This is a genomic window from Streptomyces violaceus (genome assembly GCF_036014075.1).
GTDB classification, from domain to species: Bacteria; Actinomycetota; Actinomycetes; order Streptomycetales; family Streptomycetaceae; genus Streptomyces; species Streptomyces violaceus.
Genome location: NZ_CP107911.1, coordinates 6,985,157 through 7,003,244 on the forward strand (window position 1 = coordinate 6,985,157; position 18,088 = coordinate 7,003,244).

Annotated in this window: 19 protein-coding genes; 9 read left to right on the forward strand and 10 right to left on the reverse strand. The window is 71.6% G+C overall.

What is annotated here, in order from left to right; all coding sequences use genetic code 11:
• The first annotated feature begins 75 nt into the window (after positions 1-75).
• Positions 76-1,314, forward strand: coding sequence for an RNA-guided endonuclease InsQ/TnpB family protein (locus OG542_RS31395; protein ID WP_328415227.1), 1,239 nt, complete (start codon positions 76-78; stop codon positions 1,312-1,314).
• 6 nt (positions 1,315-1,320) lie between these two features.
• Here the strand turns inward: OG542_RS31395 and OG542_RS31400 are convergent, their stop codons facing one another.
• From OG542_RS31400 to OG542_RS31415, 4 genes are all read right to left on the reverse strand, one after another.
• A complete protein-coding gene (locus OG542_RS31400; protein WP_328415229.1) occupies positions 1,321-1,977 on the reverse strand; it encodes a response regulator transcription factor in 657 nt (218 codons plus the stop codon).
• The gene (locus tag OG542_RS31405; protein WP_328418186.1) at positions 1,974-3,227 is read right to left on the reverse strand and encodes a sensor histidine kinase; all 1,254 of its coding nucleotides are present in this window, start codon (positions 3,225-3,227) and stop codon (positions 1,974-1,976) included. Before OG542_RS31405 ends, OG542_RS31400 begins: the two co-directional genes overlap by 4 nt.
• Positions 3,228-3,751: 524 nt before the next feature.
• The gene (locus OG542_RS31410; protein ID WP_328415231.1) at positions 3,752-4,222 is read right to left on the reverse strand and encodes a GNAT family N-acetyltransferase; all 471 of its coding nucleotides are present in this window, start codon (positions 4,220-4,222) and stop codon (positions 3,752-3,754) included.
• Positions 4,223-4,225: 3 nt separating this feature from the next.
• Positions 4,226-4,999: an IclR family transcriptional regulator gene (locus OG542_RS31415; RefSeq protein WP_193480774.1), complete on the reverse strand. Its 774-nt coding sequence runs from the start codon at positions 4,997-4,999 to the stop codon at positions 4,226-4,228.
• A 150-nt stretch (positions 5,000-5,149) separates the two neighbouring features.
• Between OG542_RS31415 and OG542_RS31420 the strand changes: the two genes are divergently transcribed.
• The 5 genes from OG542_RS31420 (at position 5,150) to OG542_RS31440 (ending at position 9,886) form a co-directional block, all read left to right on the forward strand.
• Positions 5,150-6,679: an aldehyde dehydrogenase (NADP(+)) gene (locus OG542_RS31420; RefSeq protein WP_328415233.1), complete on the forward strand. Its 1,530-nt coding sequence runs from the start codon at positions 5,150-5,152 to the stop codon at positions 6,677-6,679.
• A 98-nt stretch (positions 6,680-6,777) separates the two neighbouring features.
• On the forward strand, positions 6,778-7,386 hold the full coding sequence (locus OG542_RS31425) for a DUF1349 domain-containing protein (protein WP_328415235.1): 609 nt from the start codon (positions 6,778-6,780) through the stop codon (positions 7,384-7,386).
• A 46-nt stretch (positions 7,387-7,432) separates the two neighbouring features.
• Entirely contained in the window at positions 7,433-7,939 is a 507-nt protein-coding gene (locus tag OG542_RS31430) for a GNAT family N-acetyltransferase (protein ID WP_328415237.1), read from the forward strand.
• A 74-nt stretch (positions 7,940-8,013) separates the two neighbouring features.
• A complete protein-coding gene (locus OG542_RS31435) occupies positions 8,014-8,736 on the forward strand; it encodes a DsbA family oxidoreductase (RefSeq protein ID WP_328415239.1) in 723 nt (240 codons plus the stop codon).
• A 97-nt stretch (positions 8,737-8,833) separates the two neighbouring features.
• Complete coding sequence (locus OG542_RS31440; protein ID WP_328415241.1) at positions 8,834-9,886, forward strand: aminotransferase class V-fold PLP-dependent enzyme; 1,053 nt, start codon at positions 8,834-8,836, stop codon at positions 9,884-9,886.
• Between the two features lie 64 nt (positions 9,887-9,950).
• Here the strand turns inward: OG542_RS31440 and thpD are convergent, their stop codons facing one another.
• The 6 genes from thpD to OG542_RS31470 all read right to left on the reverse strand — a co-directional run bounded on the left by thpD (position 9,951) and on the right by OG542_RS31470 (position 15,311).
• Complete coding sequence (gene thpD, locus OG542_RS31445) at positions 9,951-10,859, reverse strand: ectoine hydroxylase (protein ID WP_311124967.1); 909 nt, start codon at positions 10,857-10,859, stop codon at positions 9,951-9,953.
• A 6-nt stretch (positions 10,860-10,865) separates the two neighbouring features.
• Positions 10,866-11,264 carry an ectoine synthase gene (locus OG542_RS31450; protein ID WP_311124966.1) on the reverse strand — a complete coding sequence of 133 codons (399 nt, stop codon included), beginning with the start codon at positions 11,262-11,264 and terminating at the stop codon, positions 10,866-10,868.
• A gap of 43 nt (positions 11,265-11,307) precedes the next feature.
• On the reverse strand, positions 11,308-12,579 hold the full coding sequence (gene ectB, locus OG542_RS31455; RefSeq protein WP_193480781.1) for a diaminobutyrate--2-oxoglutarate transaminase: 1,272 nt from the start codon (positions 12,577-12,579) through the stop codon (positions 11,308-11,310).
• A gap of 52 nt (positions 12,580-12,631) precedes the next feature.
• Complete coding sequence (gene ectA / locus OG542_RS31460) at positions 12,632-13,138, reverse strand: diaminobutyrate acetyltransferase (protein WP_193480782.1); 507 nt, start codon at positions 13,136-13,138, stop codon at positions 12,632-12,634.
• A 339-nt stretch (positions 13,139-13,477) separates the two neighbouring features.
• Positions 13,478-14,017 carry a DinB family protein gene (locus OG542_RS31465; RefSeq protein WP_193480783.1) on the reverse strand — a complete coding sequence of 180 codons (540 nt, stop codon included), beginning with the start codon at positions 14,015-14,017 and terminating at the stop codon, positions 13,478-13,480.
• Positions 14,018-14,210: 193 nt separating this feature from the next.
• Positions 14,211-15,311: a pyridoxal-phosphate-dependent aminotransferase family protein gene (locus OG542_RS31470; RefSeq protein WP_328415244.1), complete on the reverse strand. Its 1,101-nt coding sequence runs from the start codon at positions 15,309-15,311 to the stop codon at positions 14,211-14,213.
• A gap of 120 nt (positions 15,312-15,431) precedes the next feature.
• Here OG542_RS31470 and OG542_RS31475 point away from each other — a divergent pair, with 120 nt between their 5' ends.
• From OG542_RS31475 to OG542_RS31485, 3 genes are all read left to right on the forward strand, one after another.
• Complete coding sequence (locus OG542_RS31475; RefSeq protein WP_193480785.1) at positions 15,432-16,523, forward strand: amidohydrolase family protein; 1,092 nt, start codon at positions 15,432-15,434, stop codon at positions 16,521-16,523.
• A 156-nt stretch (positions 16,524-16,679) separates the two neighbouring features.
• On the forward strand, positions 16,680-17,591 hold the full coding sequence (locus OG542_RS31480) for an SCO1860 family LAETG-anchored protein (RefSeq protein WP_328415247.1): 912 nt from the start codon (positions 16,680-16,682) through the stop codon (positions 17,589-17,591).
• Between the two features lie 206 nt (positions 17,592-17,797).
• Entirely contained in the window at positions 17,798-18,082 is a 285-nt protein-coding gene (locus OG542_RS31485) for a hypothetical protein (RefSeq protein WP_328415249.1), read from the forward strand.
• The last annotated feature ends 6 nt before the right edge of the window (positions 18,083-18,088 follow it).

Consider the following 18,088-nt stretch of genomic DNA (forward strand, 5'->3'; position numbering starts at 1 on the left):
GCAGGAGTCACTCGATGGGGTGAGCGGCGGAGAACGCGTGGTGGGGTGTCGTGCGGGTGTCTACGATCGCTGATCGTGAAGCTAGTGGTGCAGGTCAGGCTGCTGCCGACGCTCCTACAGGCGGCGGCTCTGGAGGCGACCTTGCGCGCCTGCAACGAGGCAGCCACTTGGGTGAGCGGGGTCGCCTTCGAACGCGGGGAGGTCAAGAACTTCGCCCTGCGCAAGCTCACCTACGAGCAGGTCAAGTCCCGTTGGAACCTGGGTGCCCAGGCGGCCCAGCACACGATCAAGAAGAGCTGCGACGCGTACACCAGGCTGAAGGCGAACCTGAAGGCGGGCCATCTCGGTCGTCCCGGCTCAGCGCGCTACCGCCGCGCCACGCAGAAGCCCGTTGCCTTCCGCCCCCTTGGTGCTCAGCCCTACGACGATCGGATGCTCTCGTGGCAGATCGCCGGGCGGACGGTGTCGGTCTGGACCACCAGCGGGCGGATGAAGAACGTGGCTTTCACCGCATCTGTCGAGCAGCTGGCCACGCTCGCGCTGTACCGCAAGGGCGAGTCCGATCTCGTGCACCAGGACGGCATGTGGTTCCTGAACGCCACCTGCGAGGTCCCCGAGGCCGAGCCGAACGCGGAACCGGTGGACTTCCTCGGTATTGACCTGGGCATAGTGAACATCGCCACCACCTCGGACGGCGAGATCATGGCTGGGCGTGAGCTCAACCGGATCCGGCTCCGCGAGCGCAGCCTGCGCACGAAGCTCCAGAAGAAGAACACCCCGTCTGCGAGGCGGCGGCGGAAGAAGCGCCGCCGTAGGGAAGCACGGCGGGCGAAGGACATCAATCACAAGATCGCGAAGCATGTGGTGGCCGAGGCTGAACGCACCGGTCGCGGAATCGCCCTCGAAGACCTCACGGGCATCCGCGAGCGGGTACGGCTGAGGAAGCCCCAACGGGCCGCCCACTCCAGCTGGTCCTTCGCCCAGCTGGGGCAGTTCATCGCGTACAAGGCCCGCAAAGCCGGAGTACCGGTGGTGCACGTCGATCCGGCGTACACCTCCCGTACCTGCGCCGAGTGCGGGCACATTGACAGAGCGAACCGGGTCTCCCAGGCCTGGTTCGCGTGCCGGTCCTGCGGCGTCGTTGCGCACGCGGACCGGAACGGCTCCCGCAACATTCGCGCCCGTGCGTGGGAGTTGTGGCGACGCGGGGTGCGGTCAACCACCCCAGCCCCATCCGCGAGGTCAGCCGGAGGGGCAGGACGCAAACGCAGCACCACAGCTAGTGGCGCCCGTTGTGCAAGCTCGTCGCTCTAGCGACGGTTAGTTGACAAAGCCCGCCTCGTACGCCGCGATGACCGCCTGCGTACGGTCCCGGGTGCCCGTCTTGGCCAGGACCGCCGCCACGTGTGATTTCACCGTGGCGGGGCCGACCTCCATCCGGCGGGCGATCTCCGCGTTGGTCAGCCCGTTCGCCATGTGCCCCAGCACCTCGCGCTCGCGTCCCGTGAGCTTGGCCACCCACGCGGGCGGCGCGGGGTGGGCGCGTGCGTGCTCGGTCGCGAGCGTGCGGACGGCCGCCGGGAACAGCAGGCTGTCGCTGCGCGCCACCAGCCGGACCGCCTGCACGAGCGCGTCGGCGTCCGCCCGCTTCAGCAGGAAGCCGGCCGCTCCGGCGCGCAGCGCGTCGTACACGTAGGAGTCGTTCTCGAACGTCGTCACGACGACGATCCGGGGCGGCTCGTCCAGGGTGGCCAGGATCTGCTCGGTGGCGCGGATGCCGTCGACCTCCGGCATGCGCACGTCCATGAGGACGACGTCCGGCCGCAGCTCCCGTACGACCGAGACGGCCTCGGCACCGGTGGCCGCCTCGCCCACCACCTCCAGGTCCGGCTCGGCGGAGAGGATGGCGCGCAGCGCGGTGCGCACCATGCGCTCGTCGTCGGCGAGGACGACACGGATCGGCGTCGGACGGGTCATGCGGGTCCCTTCATCGGCAGGTGTACGCGCAGACGCCAGGTCTGTGCGGCGGTCGGTCCGGCCGTCGACGTCCCGCCCAGCAGCCTGGCCCGGTCCGTGATGCCGCGCAGCCCGTGGCCACCGCCGGGCCGGGAGGGCGCGGGACCGGTCACCGGATTCTCCACAATGATCTCCAACTGCCCTCCCGCCACCGCGATCCGCACGTCCACGGCGACCCGGTGACCGGCGTGCCGGTGGGCGTTGCTCAGCCCCTCCTGCACGATGCGATAGGCCTCGCGGGACAGCAGCGGAGGCAGCGCCTCCGGGTCGGCGTCGATCGTGGCCGTCACCCGCGCCCCGCTCGCCCGGGTACGGGACAGCAGGCCCTCGAGGTCGCCGGCGAGGGTGGGCGCCGGGGCCGTCCCGGGGCCGTCGCCCTCGCGCAACACGCCCAGCACGGCGTCGAGTTCGCCGACGGTACGCCGGGTCGTGTCCTCGATCGCGGCGAGGGCCTCGCGCACGAACTCCGGGTCGGAGTCGAGGACCCGGCGTGCCGCGCTCGCCTGGAGGGTGACCGCGCTCAACGCGTGACCGACCGAGTCGTGCAGCTCCCGCGCCAGCCGGTTGCGTACGGCGAGGTCGGCGGCGCGTGCCTCGGCGGCCGCCAGCCGGCCCTCGGGGGACGGGCCGAGCAGCTCGGGCGCCCAGCGGGCCAGCAGCGCACCGCAGCCGGCCGCGCAGCCCGCGAGGGCGACGAGCATCGCCGCTCCCGCGACCGGCGCGAGCGCCAGCGCCCAGGTGTGGTCGAGGACTTCGGGCAGTCCGAGCCGGGTGTCACCCAGCCCAGCGAAGAGCGGCAGCAGGACCAGCACGGCGGCGAACGGCGGCACGGCCAGCGACATTCCCGCGATGATCCCGCCGAACCCGAGATGGAGCGTGAACCAGCCTGCCGTGCGCCCCTTCTCGCCGCGCGTCCGGGCCGGTCCGAAGGCGAGCCGGTCCGCGTCGACACCGCACAGCCAGCGCACGGCGGCTGCTTCCAGCGGCCGGGTCAGCGGGAACACGGACGTGACGGCGGCGATCGGCAGCCCCACCCCGAACGAGGCGAGCTGGAGGAGGAAGGACCCGAAGACGTCCGTGCCGCCGGTGGCCGGGCCGATGATCACCGAGCCGACCAGCACATACGGCATGGCGAGCGCGCCGCCGAGGATCAGATGGACCCAGCGCAGCCGCGCCCGCCGGCCGAACAGCAGCCGGGCGGCCTGTCTCACGCCGGCCGCCGCGCGGCCCTGGCCGAGCGCTCGGCGAAGTAGTAGGCGCCGATGGCGGCGACGAGGAAGCCGACGAGCATCTGCCCAGCGTAGGCGAGGCTCATCAGCGGCGTCGGACGGTCCGCGAGCGACCCACACGGGCAGCGACAGCAGCCAGGCGGGCACCTTCAGCCCCCACGGCCGGGTCAGCACCAGCGCCAGCACGATCACGGCGCTGTCCAGCAGCACGGAGAGACCGTTGATCACGGTGATGCCGACCCGGTCGTCGAGCAGGGCGCTCCCCTCGGGGATGCCGACGTGGCTTCCGGCGATCCAGGCGGCCTTGAGAGCGAGATACGGCACGCAGGACACGACGGCGACGGTACGGAGGATCCGCCGGGGGCGGCCGAGACGAACGGCGGGGCGGGGAGCGGCGAGGGGAGCGATCGACTGCGTCATGCGATCAGGCTCCCGGGCGGGAGGCCGAGGGCACCTCCTGCACGGTGACGATCCGCCTCCGCCGGACGGGGGAGAGACCGGTCCGCTCAGCCCTCCAGGAGCAGCACCGTCTCGTCGATCTCGGCGTCCCGGGCGCGGGCGTACCCCCTGGCCGACGCCACGGTACGGAACCCGCACTTCTCCAGAACGCGCAGCGACCCCACGTTGTCCGAAGCCGCCCGCGCGTAGAGGGGACGCTCGTCCACCTCCGTCACCAGCGCCCGCAGGGCATCGGTCGCGATGCCCTTCCCCCAGTACGCGCGGTCGATCCAGTACGTCACCTCGCGCTCGCCCGGCTCCCCGTACACCGACGCGCTGCCGACCACGTCACCGTCGGCCAGCACCGTGCGGATCACGGCGGACGAGGAGCGGATCCGGGCCCAGTGGGCGTCGAAGGCGTCCCGGTCGGCCGGGTCCTCGGGGGTGAAGGCCGCCATGTGCAGCGCCTCGGGGTCGTTCATCTGCCGGAAGAAGACCGGCAGATCGCTGTCGTGTACCTCGCGCAGCTCGACATTCATGCCTCAGAGCCTACGGGTGGCCAGTGTCAGCCGGTCCCGGGCGTCGAACAGCGCGTCCTTCACCAGCTGTTCGTGCGCCGGGGTCAGCCGCGCCACCGGCACCGAGCAGCTGATCGCGTCCCGCGCCGGAGTGCGGTACGGGATCGCCACGCCGAAGCAGCGCAGCCCCAGCGTGTTCTCCTCGCGGTCCACGGCGAAGCCCTGCTCCCGCACCTGGCGCAGCTCCTCGATGAGCTTCTCCCGGTCGGTGATCGTGTGCTCGGTCAGCGCGGGCAGCGTCTCCGGGAGCATCTTGCGGACCTGCTCGTCCGAGTACGTGCTCAGCAGCGCCTTGCCGAGAGACGTGGAGTGCGCGGGCAGACGGCGGCCGACCCGGGTGAAGGGGCGCAGATAGTGCTGCGACTGGCGGGTGGCGAGGTAGACGACGTTCGTGCCGTCCAGGCGGGCCAGGTGGATCGTCTCCGTCGTGTCGTCCGAGAGCCGGTCCAGCGTCGGGCGGGCCGACGCGACCACCTCGTCGCCGTCGATGTACGACGTGCCGACCAGCAGGGCCCGGACGCCGATGCCGTACCGCGTGCCCGTCGCGTCCGTCTCCACCCAGCCCAGCTCGACCAGGGTGCGCAGCAGCATGTACAGGCTGGACTTGGGATACCCGACGGCCTCCTGGACCGCCGCGAGGGAGTGCATACCGGGCCGGCCGGCGAAGTACTCCAGCAGTTCCACGGTCCGCACCGCGCTCTTGACCTGCGCACCGCCGCCTGTCTCGCCTGCCGACATCGCCCTTGACCCCTTCGTTCGACGAGAAGCTGGAGATATAGTCTCCGACAGCATTCATCATCAGAGACAGCGTTCAGTATATCGAACATCCCTGGTGATGACGTACATACTGCGGCATTGCATGCGGCAACGAATGTGGAGGGACCCGCGGTGGCAGCAGCACCAGTCTGGAGTGTCGACCCCCGAACCGGGAAGCAGCGCGAGCAGGTTGCGGTGGAGGCCACAGCCCAGGAGGTGGACGCCGCCGTCCGGGCCGCGGACGAGGCGCGGGACGCACTCGCCGACCGCGCCGTCCGCTCGGCCTTCCTGCGCACCGCCGCCGAGGAGCTGCAGGCGGCCAAGGACGGTCTCGTCGAGACCGCCGACGCCGAGTCCGCGCTCGGCCCGGTCCGGCTGACCGGCGAACTCGCCCGCACCTGCTTCCAGCTGCGGGCCTTCGCCGACATAGTCGACGAGGGCGCCTTCCTCGACGTCGTCATCAACCACCCCGACGACACCGCGACCCCGCCGATCCCGGACCTGCGCCGCTACAAGGTGCCGCTGGGCGTCGTCGCCGTCTACTCGGCGTCGAACTTCCCCTTCGCCTTCTCGGTCGCGGGCGGCGACACCGCGAGCGCCCTCGCGGCCGGCTGCCCGGTCGTCGTCAAGGCTCACCCGGACCACCCGGCCCTGTCCGAGTACGTCGCCAAGGTGCTGCGCCGTGCCGCCGCCCGGCACGACATCCCCGAGGGCGTCGTCGGTCTCGTGCACGGCTTCGAGGCGGGCGTCGAGCTGATCAAGCACCCGCTGGTCGCGGCGGCCGGCTTCACCGGGTCCGTACGCGGTGGCCGGGCCCTCTTCGACGCGGCGGCCGCCCGCCCCGTCCCGATCCCCTTCCACGGCGAGCTGGGCTCCCTGAACCCGGTCGTCGTCACCGAGGCCGCGGCCGCCGAGCGCGCCGAGGCGATCGGCGCCGGCCTCGCCGGGTCGATGACGCTGGGCGTCGGTCAGTTCTGCGTGAAGCCGGGCCTCGTCCTCGCCCCCGCCGGCGCCGCCGGTGACGCCCTGCTGAAGTCCCTGACCGACGCCGTCAGCGACACCGACGCCGGGGTCCTGCTCGACCACCGCATGCGCGACAACTTCGTCGCCGGCGTCGCCGAGCGCGCCCAGTTGCCCGACGTCGACTCCCCGGTCACCCCCGGCTCGGGCGGTGAGCACACCGTCAGCGCGGGCTTCCTCACCGTCCCGGCGAGCAGGCTGGCCGCGGAGGGCGAGCACGACCTGCTCCTGGAGGAGTGCTTCGGCCCGGTCACCGTGGTGGTCCGCTACGAGGACGACGACGAGGTGAAGGCGGTGCTGTCGCGTCTGCCGGGGAACCTCACGGCGACGGTGCAGTTGTCCGAGGGCGAGGCGGCGGGTGAGGGCCGGGGTTCCGAGATCCTCGCGGAGCTGACGCCGCTGGCCGGGCGTGTCCTCGTGAACGGCTGGCCGACGGGTGTCGCGGTCGCGTCCGCGCAGCACCACGGCGGTCCGTACCCGGCCACGACCTCTACGTCCACGTCGGTCGGCGGTACGGCCATCGAGCGGTGGTTGCGGCCGGTGGCGTATCAGAACGCGCCGTCGGCGTTGCTGCCCGCGGAGTTGCGGGACGAGAACCCGCTGGGGCTGCCGCGGCGGTTCAACGGGCGTCTGGAGCGGTAGCGCCGTAGGGGTGCGGTGAGCTGCGGTCTGCCGGTTCGTTGTGGCTTGTCGCGCAGTTCCCCGCGCCCCTGAGGGGCGGACCTGGAAGAGTTGGTTGGATGGATCTGGAACTTTCCGAACTTCCTTTCGGTCTGCGTACTTATGGGCCCGACGGTCATTGGTCCTACGAGGACGGCGTGCTCTCCGGGTGGGCCGGGCCCAGGCAGGATCGGTTCGTGCCGCCCACCGGTGAGGGGCTGGACCCCGCCGCCGACGCGCCGCGGCTGCTCGGGGCGCCCGAAGGGGACTTCCAGCTGATCGCCCGGGTCACGGTGGGGTTCGGTGCGGCCTTCGACGCGGGCGTGCTCTACGTGCATGTCGGGGAGCGGGCCTGGGCCAAGCTCTGCCTGGAGTACTCCCCGGACGTCCCCACCGTCTGCACGGTCGTCACCCGGGGCCACTCGGACGATGCCAACTCCTTCACCGTGGAGGGCAGTTCCGTCTGGCTGCGGGTGAGCCGCACCGGCCGCGCCTTCGGCTTCCACGCCTCCCGGGACGGCGAACACTGGACCTTCGTCCGCCTCTTCACCCTGGGCGAGGAGAAGGAGACGGGCGCGGCCCTGGTCGGCTTCATGACGCAGTCCCCGATGGGAGAGGGCTGCGTGGTGACGTACGACCACCTCGAGTTCCGCCCGAACTGGCCGAAGGACCTGCGGGACGGCAGCTGAGGCCCGCCGGGGAACCGCACCCCTCGTCAGGCACGTCCTTCGCGGCATGATCGAAACGAACGGGGCCGTCGCCCCTCTGGTGATCAGGACCGCCCTGCCCGCCGAGGCCGAGGAGGTCGCCGCGCTGCATCGGCGGGCCCGGGCCACGTACTACCCGGACGGGTTCCCGGACGACGGTGCCGACTGGCCGGGCAGGTGGCGGGAGGCGATCGGGCGCACCGACGGGCGGGTGCTGTGTGCGGTGCGCGACGGGCGCATGGCCGGGATCGCCTCCTTCCGCAGGGCGGAAGGGGCTCCCGCCGGCACCGTCAAACTGTTCCAGTTCCATGTCGACCCCGGTCTCTGGCGCTCCGGCATCGGCACCGCCCTGCATGCCGCCTGTGTGGAGGAGTGGCGGATCGACGGGGTGCGTACGGCCGTGCTCGACGTGCACGTGGGCAACGAGCGGGCCCGGGGCTTCTACGGTCGCCAGGGCTGGGTTCCGGACCCGGAGTCGCCGGTCGGCCCGGGCGATCATCACATGCGGCTGTGCTTCACCGTGCCGGGGGAATGAAGCCTGCTGCTTGAACGTTCATGCACTCGGCGGAGGGAGTCTCCGTACCCGTACGAGCTGGAGAGAGCCGAGACATGCGCGTCGAGATCTGGAGCGACATCGCCTGCCCCTGGTGCTACGTGGGCAAGGCCCGCTTCGAGAAGGCGCTGCGGGACTTCCCGCACCGTGACGAGGTCGAGGTCGTGCACCGCTCCTTCGAGCTGGACCCGGGCCGCGCCAAGGACGACATCCAGCCCGTGATCACGATGCTCACCAGGAAGTACGGGATGAGCGCCGCGCAGGCCGAGGCGGGCGAGGACAATCTGGGCGCGCAGGCCGCCGCCGAGGGGCTGGACTACCGCACCCGGGGCCGCGACCACGGCAGCACCTTCGACATGCACCGCCTGCTCCACCTCGCCAAGGAGCACGGCCGTCAGGAGCAGCTGCTCGACGTGCTGTACCGGGCCAACTTCGCCGAGGAGCGCTCGGTCTTCGGCGAGGACGAGCGGCTCGTGGAGCTGGCCGTGGCCGCCGGGCTCGACGCGGACGCCGCCCGTGCGGTGCTCGCCGATCCGGAGGCGTACGCCGCCGAGGTCCGGGCCGACGAGCGGGAGGCCGCGCAGCTCGGCGCGAACGGTGTGCCGTTCTTCGTGCTCGACCGGAAGTACGGTGTCTCCGGCGCCCAGCCGGCCGAGGTCTTCGCCCAGGCCCTGACGCAGGCGTTCGGCGAGCGCGCGCCTTTGAAGATCGTCGACAGCGGAGCCACCGACGGCGCGGACGCATGTGGTCCGGACGGCTGTGCGGTGCCCCAGCGCTGAAACCCGCAGGTCGGGGCGTATCCATAAGCGCCTCTTAGCGGCATCACGCAGATATCGGCAATGGACGGGGGGTTCCCCGGGGACGCAGAGTGGTCCCATGGAGACCTTCGAGAACCTCGTCCGTGCCGAGTTCACCCCGAAGCACACCTACCTCAACACCGCGAGCAACGGGCTCCTGCCCGCCCGTACCGTCACCGCCCTGCACCAGGCGGTGCGGATGCGTGCCGAGGGCACGCCCCTGGGTCCCCTGTACGAGGACGTGGAGGCCGCCCGCGCGTCCTTCGCCCGGCTGGCCGGAGTGCCGGCCGAGCGCGTCGCGACCGGCGCCTCGGTCGCCGAGTACGGCGGTCTGATCGCCGCCTCGCTGCCCGCCGGCGCCGAAGTCCTCACGGCGGAGGGCGACTTCGCCTCCCTGGTGAACCCGTTCCATGTGCGCGGCGACCTCAAGGTGCGCGCCGTGCCCCTGGAGCGCCTCGCCGAGTCCGTCCGCCCCGGCACCGCGCTCGTCGCGGTCAGCATCGCCCAGTCCGCCGACGGCAGGCTCGCCGACCTGCCCGCCGTGCGCGAGGCGGCCCGGGCGCACGGGGCCCGCACCTACGTCGACGCCTCCCAGTCCGCGGGCTGGCTGCCGATGGAGGCCGACGCGGACGACTTCCTCGCCGCCGTCGGCTTCAAATGGCTCATGGGGCCGCACGGGGCCGCGTTCTTCGTCGCCCCGCAGGACTTCGGCGGGCTCACCCCGCTGCTCGCCGGCTGGGTCGCCGGCGAGGTCCCCTGGGACAGCTGCTACGGCCCCGTCGAGCAACTCGCCCACTCCGCACGGCGGTTCGACATCAGCCCGGCCCTCTTCACCTACGCCGGGCTGCGCGCCTCGCTGGCGCTGATCGAGGAACTGGGCGTCGACGCCGTGCACGCCCACGATCTCGCGCTCGCGGACCGCTTCCGTGCCGGGCTCGACGGGCTGGGCCACGCGCCGGTGTCCGCGCCGGGCTCGGCGATCGTGTCCGTGCCGGGGCTCGGCCACCGGCAGGGCGAGCTGAGCCGGGCGGGCATCGAGGTGTCCGACCGGGCCGGCAATCTGCGGGCGGCGTTCCACCTCTACAACACCCCGGCGGACGTCGACCGTCTCCTGGACGTCCTGTCCGGCTGAGAACATGACCGGGCCGGGCCTCCCGTCCCACACGAGGAGGCCCGGCCCGGTGCTCGAAGGTGCGTCACCGCACCGGCGTGAACTCCCGCGCCCCGATGAACTCGGGTCGCCGGACCGGCGCCGCGAACGGCTCGACGGCCGTGTTCTCCACGCTGTTGAACACGATGAACACGTTGCTGCGCGGGAACGGCGTGATGTTGTCGCCGGAACCGTGCATGGCGTTGCAGTCGAACCAGGTCGCCGAACCGGCCTTGCCCGTGAACAACTTGATGCCGTGCTGCGAGGCCAGCTGGCTCAGCGCCTCGTCCGAGGGCGTGCCCGCGTCCTGCATCTGCAGCGACTTCTTGTAGTTGTCCTTCGGCGTTTCTCCCGAGCACCCGAGGAACGTCTTGTGCGACCCCGGCATGATCATGAGCCCGCCGTTGGTGTCGTAGTTCTCGGTCAGCGCGATCGAGACCGACACCGTACGCATCCGCGGCAGACCGTCCTCGGCGTGCCACGTCTCGAAGTCCGAGTGCCAGTAGAAGCCACTGGCCCCGAAGCCCGGCTTGACGTTGATCCGCGACTGGTGGACGTAGACGTCCGAGCCGAGGATCTGCCGCGCCCGGCCGACGACCCGCTCATCGCGCACCAGCCTGGCGAACACCTCGCTGATCTTGTGCACCTCGAAGACCGTACGGATCTCCTTGGACTGCGGCTCGACGATCGACCGCTCGTCGGCCCGCATGTCCGGGTCGTGCACCAGCCGGTTCAACTCGTTCCGGTAGACGGCGACCTCGTCCTCGCTGATCAGCTCGTCGATGGCGAGGAATCCGTCACGCTCGAACGACAACAGGTCGGCCGGCGCCACCGGGCCCGGGGCGTCGGGCGCGCCCCAGACGACCGGGTCCTGTCGCGGCGTCAGCACCTCGGCGGCGCCACGACTCGGATAGAGGTCCGGCATACCGGTGGTGGTGTCGTAGGTGGCGGTCATGAAGCGTCACACCTCCTCGGTGAGCAGCGGGTATACGCCGTTCTCGTCGTGGTCCTCCCGTCCGGTGACAGGCGGGTTGAATACGCAGAGGCAGCGGAAATCCTGCTTGATCCGCAGCGTGTGCTTCTCGTGCCCGTCCAGGAGGTACATGGTGCCGGGCGTGATCGTGTACGACTTTCCGGTCTCGCGGTCGGTCAGCTCGGCCTCACCCTCCACGCAGACAACGGCCTCGATGTGGTTCGCATACCACATCGACGTCTCTGTACCCGCGTACAGGACCGTCTCATGCAGGGAGAAGCCGACCTTCTCCTTGGCGAGGACGATGCGTTTGCTCTCCCACGTACCGGACGCCGACTTCACGTGCCGGTCGGTACCTTCGATCTCCTTGAACGAACGGACAATCACGGTGCTGCGATGCCTCCTCGGTGAGTGATGCTCGGTATGTGTGTCAGGCGGTCTCTCGGACGGCGCGGGCGAGCGTGCGCAGGCCCTCGTCCAGCTCTTCCGGCGTGATGGTGAGGGCGGGGAGCATCTTGACGACCTCGCTCTCGGGGCCGGACGTCTCGATCAGCAGCCCGAGCTCGAAGGCGCGTTTGGCGACCTTGTTCGCGCGCTCCTTGTCGTGGAACTCCAGGCCCCACACCAGGCCGCGGCCCCGGTACTCCTTGACGTCGGCCAGGTTCTCCTCGGTGATGGAGATCATGGCCTGCTCGACCTGCTCGCCGCGCTTGCGGGTCTGCTTCTCCATCGCGGAACCGTCGGCCCAGTACGTCTCCAGGGTCGCGGTGGCCGTGACGAACGCCGGGTTGTTGCCACGGAAGGTGCCGTTGTGCTCGCCGGGCTCCCAGACGTCGAGCTCGGGCTTGAACAGGCACAGCGACATGGGCATGCCGTAGCCGCTGATCGACTTCGAGACCGTGACGATGTCCGGCACGATGCCCGCCTCCTCGAAGGAGAAGAAGGCGCCGGTACGGCCGCAGCCCATCTGGATGTCGTCGACGATCAGCAGCATGTCCTGCCGCTCGCACAGCTCGGACAGGGCGCGCAGCCACTCGGGCCGGGCCACGTTGATGCCGCCCTCACCCTGCACGGTCTCGACGATCACGGCGGCCGGCTTGTTCAGGCCGGAGCCCTGGTCCTCCAGCAGTCGCTCGAACCACAGGAAGTCCTCGACCGTGCCGTCGAAGTAGTTGTCGAACGGCATGGGCGTGCCGTGCACCAGCGGGATACCGGCGCCGGCCCGCTTGAAGGCGTTGCCGGTCACGGCCAGCGAGCCCAGCGACATGCCGTGGAACGCGTTGGTGAACGACACGATCGACTCGCGGCCCTTCACCTTCCGCGCCAGCTTCAGCGCGGCCTCCACGGCGTTGGTGCCGGTCGGGCCGGGGAACATGACCTTGTACGGCAGGTCGCGCGGCCGCAGCAGCAGGTTCTGGAAGGCCTCCAGGAACGTGCGCTTGGCGGTGGTCGACATGTCGAGCCCGTGCGTGACGCCGTCGCGCTCCAGGTAGTCGATCAGCGCGCGTTTCAGGACCGGGTTGTTGTGCCCGTAGTTCAGTGACCCGGCTCCGGCGAAGAAGTCGAGGTACTCATGGCCGTCCTCGTCGTACATACGGCTGCCCACCGCACGGTCGAAAACGGTGGGCCAGCCGCGGCAGTAGCTGCGCACCTCGGACTCAACGGTCTCGAAGACACTCAGGTCGGGCTGGGTGATGGTCACGACGGATCGCTCCTCGGTACGTGGGGGAAGTCTGCGGGAGTGGGGCAGGAAGTCAGTGGGACAGCGGGCCGATGCGGTACAGGACCTCGGGGTCGTGCGGCCCGTCGGGGAACACGGCCGTGTCGAAGAGCACCTCGCGCTCCAGCCGGGCGCCGTGACGCTCGGCGAACGACGTGAACAGGCGCTCCGAGGCGGTGTTGCCCGGAGTGATGGTGGTCTCCACCGTCGTCACCCCGAGGTCGGCCACGGTCCGGGCGGCCAGACCGTCGAGCAGCGTGGCGGCCAGCCCGCGCCCGCGGTGCGCCTCGTCCACGGCCACCTGCCAGACCAGCAGGGTGCGCGGGCTGTCCGGCCGCACGTACCCGGTGATGAAGCCCATCGGCTCGCCGTGCTCGTCACGCGCCACGGCCGACGTCGCCGCGAAGTCGCGGCACCACAGCAGATAGCTGTAGGACGAGTTCAGGTCAAGAACCTTCGAGTCCTTCGCCATCCGCCACAGTGCGGCTCCGTCGGCCACGGTGGGACGGTCGATTTGCGGATCTGCTTGTACGGCAGTCATGCGAATTGAATTTACCCAGGGAAATTCAAAATTGCATCGCCGGTCGGGGTTACATATGAGCCGCGTCTGTGTTATCGCGCGGGCGCGAGTCTTTAGGTGCAGGAGCGGCGAGATGCCCAGTATTGTCCTGGAAATAAAGGGCGAAGCGGTCACAGTGTGTAACGCGTCACAGCCATGTAATCCCCACGAGACCTACCTGAATTCCCTCGCGGAGTGTCCTCAAAATCTCTGGGTTTAGGACCGGGGAAAGCGGGCAGAAGAATACGGGAAGCTGTTCTTGAAAGAATTCTTAATTGTGTGCCAGCTTACATGTGAGATGTCGCGCGGGGAACGTGTAATTCAGGCCCCGGTCACTCCGTCGATGCGTTCTCGCAGGAGATCGGCGTGGCCGTTGTGCCGCGCGTACTCCTCGATCATGTGAATCAGCACCCATCGCAGGCTGACCTCCATCCCCGGGACCGGCCCCTCGGCGACCCGCCCGACGTGGTCCAGCGGCAGCCCCGCGCACAGTTCCCGCCCGCGCGCGATCTCCCGCCGCCAGATCCCGAGCGCCTCGTCGAGACCGCGCCCCGGATCCAGCGCGTAGCCGGTCGGGTCCTCGAACAGCGGCGGTACTCCGAGACCGGCGGTCACCCGCTGGAACCAGTTCCGCTCGACCTCGGCGAGGTGCTGCACCAGCCCGAGCAGCGTCAGCGCGGACGGCTCGGCCGACGGGACCCGCACCTGCGCGTCGTCCAGCCCGGCGCACTTCAGCGCCAGCGTGGCCCGGTGAAAGTCCAGCCAGCTCTCGAGCATGGCCCGCTCGTCACCGCTGAGGTGCGGCACGGGACGGCCGTCGGGGAGGGCCAGGGGGCGGTCGGCAGGTGTGTCGGTGGTCATGCGGGGAGCATGGCACGAGGCACTGACAATGGCGGGTGCTCGCCTTCCAGCCCGTCCGGCGCTTGAGGACGAGGCCGTCCAGGCCGAAGGGGGCCTGGGGGCGCAGCCCCCAGCGGGGTCGAAGGGGCGGAGCCCCTGAAGCAGGGACGGGAAGGGGCGGCGGGGGCGAAAAGCCGGAGACCTCAGCCCCCGGCTACCGCCACGCCTCCTCCACGGCCCGCAGCGCCCCCGCCACATCCACCCGCAGCCCCTGCTCGGAGAGCGCACCTCCGAGCGCCGCCAGACTCGCCCGCACAGCGCCCGGCGTCGCATCCGCCCCGTAGTGGTTGACCCGGATCATCTCCTTGGCCAGCGCACCCCCGCCGGCGGCGACCGGCACCGCCGGATCCGACTCCACCGCCCTGGCCACCAGCTCCGACGCCACCACCCCGGACGGCGCCCGGAGCGTCGTGGCGACGGGCGCCGCGTCCCGGGCCTCGTACACATACGGTTCCAGGCCGCCACCGAGCGCGACCGCCCCGGCTCGCGTGGCCGCCGCGGCGGAGGCGTGCCGGGCCATCACGGCGTCCGGACCCGCCGCCTCGATCCGCTCCACGCACGCCTCGAGCGCCAGCATCTCCAGCTGCGCCGGAGCGTGCGGCAGCGCCTTGCGGCCGCCGTCGATCCAGCGCTCCTTCCAGTCGAGGAGCGACAGATACGACCGGCGCGGAGCCCGCGGGTTCGCCGCCATCCGGGCCCAGGCCCGCTCGCTCACCGACACCGGCGAGACACCGGCAGGGCCGCCCATCGCCTTCTGTGCCCCGATCACGCACAGGTCCACGCCCCACGCGTCCGTCAGCACCGGCTCGGCACCGATCGACGCCACCGCGTCCAGATAGAACAGCGCCCCGTGCGCCCGCACCACCTCGCCGATCTCCGAGACCGGGTTGGTGTTTCCGGTCGCCGCCTCCGCGTGCACCAGGGACACGAAGTCGATCTCCGGGTGCTCGGCGAAGGCCTGCCGGATCTGCTCGGCCGTGACCGCCGTGTGGAAGGGCACCGCCAGGTCGACCACGGTGGCGCCGCAGTCCCGCAGCCAGTCGCCGAAGGTCTGCCCGTACGGGCCCGTGATGACGTTCAGCGCCGTCGTCCCCGGACCGGCCGTGGCACGGATCGCGCCCTCCAGCGGCAGCAGCGCCTCGCCCTGCATGATCACGACGTCCTGCTCGGTGCTCAGCAGCCGCGCCACACGGTCCTCGATCGCGGCGAAGTGGTCCGCGCCGAGCGGGGCCAGGTCCAGAAACGGGTGCGTCACGGTGGGGCTCTCTCCATTCACGGGGCGGGCGGCATCTTCACGGGGCCGACGGCATCGAGGGTAACCGGCGGGTACGTCCCCCCTCGCAGTCGAGGTCCGCGGCTCACTAGGGTGCGGTGCATGAGCGATCGCACGGTGCTGCACGTGAAGGGACGGGTGCTCGTCGGGCCCGAGGACGTCCGCGACGAACTGTGGGTGGTGGACGGCCGCGTCTCCTACGACCGTCCCGCCGGCGCCCGCGACATCCGCACCGTCAAGGGCTGGGCCCTGCCCGGCCTCGTCGACGCGCACTGCCATGTGGGACTCGACCGGCACGGGGCGGTCCCCCAGGACGTCGCCGAGAAGCAGGCCCTGACCGACCGGGACGCGGGCACGCTGCTGATCCGAGACGCGGGTTCGCCCTCCGACACCCGCTGGGTCGACGACCGCGAGGACCTGCCGAAGATCATCCGTGCCGGGCGGCACATCGCGCGCACCCGCCGCTACATCCGCAACTACGCCTGGGAGATCGAGCCGGAGGACCTGGTCGCCTACGTCGCCCAGGAGGCCCGGCGGGGCGACGGCTGGGTCAAGCTGGTCGGCGACTGGATCGACCGCGACCTCGGCGATCTGTCGGCCTGCTGGCCCCGCGGCGCGGTGGAGGCGGCGATCGCCGAGGCCCACCGCCTGGGCGCCCGCGTCACCGCGCACTGTTTCTCGGAGGACTCGCTGCAGGACCTCGTCGAGGCGGGCATCGACTGCATCGAGCACGCGACGGGCCTGACCGAGGACCTCATCCCGCTGTTCGCCGAACGGGGCGTCGCCATCGTGCCGACCCTGGTCAACATCGCGACCTTCCCGCAGCTCGCCGATGGCGGCGAGTCCCGGTTCCCGCGCTGGTCGGCCCATATGCGCCGGCTCCACGAACGCCGCTACGACACCGTCCGGGGTGCCTACGACGCCGGCATCCCCGTCTTCGTCGGCACTGACGCCGGCGGCGGCCTCGCCCACGGCCTGGCGGCGGCGGAGGTCGCCGAACTGGTCACCGCGGGCATCCCGCCCCTCGACGCCCTGGCGGCGGGAACCTGGACGGCCCGCACCTGGCTCGGCCGCCCCGGCCTGGACGAGGGCGCCCCGGCGGACCTGGTCGTCTACGACGAGGACCCGCGTGCGGACGTACGCGTCCTCGCTGCACCGCGCCGGGTGGTGCTGAACGGGCGCGTGGTCGGGTAACCGACCGGGTGACGCCGGGGAACGTCTGTGCCGGGAGATTCGAAAACTTCCACGGTCTCGCCACGTTGGAGTGAAGAGGCGTCGGATCGCTGACGCCGTACGCCGGGTGCGCGAGTCTTTCCGGGTCCCGAGCCTGTCTCTCCTGGAGTCCCCACCGTGAACAGCACTTCCTTCCGCATGCCCGCACGCCGTCTGGCGACCGTGGCGACGGCCACCGCCCTCGCCGCCGGGCCCGTGGCACTGACCGGCGTGGGCCCGGCGCACGCCACCGGCGACCACGGCCGCGCGAGCGCCGTCGTCCTGCGCACCGGCCTCGACGTCTCCCTGCTGAACAAGTCGGTCGACGCCCCGCTCGCCGTCTCCCTCAACGAGGTCCAGGCGCCGCGGAGCGCCGAGAAGACCGCGCTGACCGCCCGCCTGGACGGGGTGAACGGCGGACAGCCCTTCAGCGTGCTGCGCGCGGCGGCGGCCGAGGCGAGAGCCACCGCGACCGCCGCGAAGGCCGAGGGGAGCACCACCCTGGCCCGCGCCCGCGTCCATGTCCCCGGCCTGCCGCTGCTGGCGGTCATCGAGATCGAGCAGATCACCGCCAAGGCCGTCTGCGAGGCCGGGAAGAAGCCGGTCGCCACGACCGACCTGCCCGGCTCGGTGACCGTGCTCGGCAAGCGCGTCACCCCAACCGCCGGCGGCCCGACGGACGTCGAGGTGCCGGGCGTGGGCGACGTACGCCTGGACCTCTCGAAGACGCGGACGACGACCCGGACGGCCGCTGCCACCGCCCTCGAACTCAAGGTGTCCGTCAACCCGTTGAAGCTGAACGTGGCCGAGGTGAACGGCACGCTCACCCTGGCCGAGGCGAACTGCGAGACACCGAAGGCCGCGCCCGCCGCGCAGCCACCCGCCGAGCCGTCCGACGCCCCCGCCGAGGTCGAGCCGCAGGGCGCACCGGCCGAGGAGGGCCTGGCCGAGACGGGCGGCAGCTCGACGACCCCGTACGTCATGGGCGGCGCGATCGCCCTGCTCGCCGTGGGCGGGGGAGCGGTGGCCCTGGCACGCCGCCGGAGCTGACCTCCCGGGCCGGGGGCGCCAGGCGGGGCGGGGGATCGGTCCAGTCGGTCCAGGGGAAGGGCCCGGACTGCGCGCCGCCTCGCCGATCGCCAGGGCCGCTCCCGGCACACCGGCCGAGGCGGAGACGGCCGGGGCGGAGACGGCCGGGGCGGAGACGGCGGGGGCGGAGATGGCGGGGGCCGCCCAGGCCGGGCAGCCGCCTGCCGATGCCGGCCGGCAGCTCGGCGAGCCCGACGGCGCCGACGCGCGGCCCGCCGGGAATCAGCGCACGGGGGCCCGCCCACGGCGCCCGGGCCGCTCCCGGCACACCGGCCGAGGCGGAGACGGCCGAGGCGGAGACGGCCGGGGCGGAGACGGCCGGGGCGGAGACGGCCGGGGCGGAGACGGCCGGGGCGGAGATGGCGGGGGCGGAGATGGCGGGGGCGGAGATGGCGGGGCGGAGATGGCGGGGCGGAGACGGCGGGGGCCGCCCAGGCCGGGCAGCCGCCTGACGATGC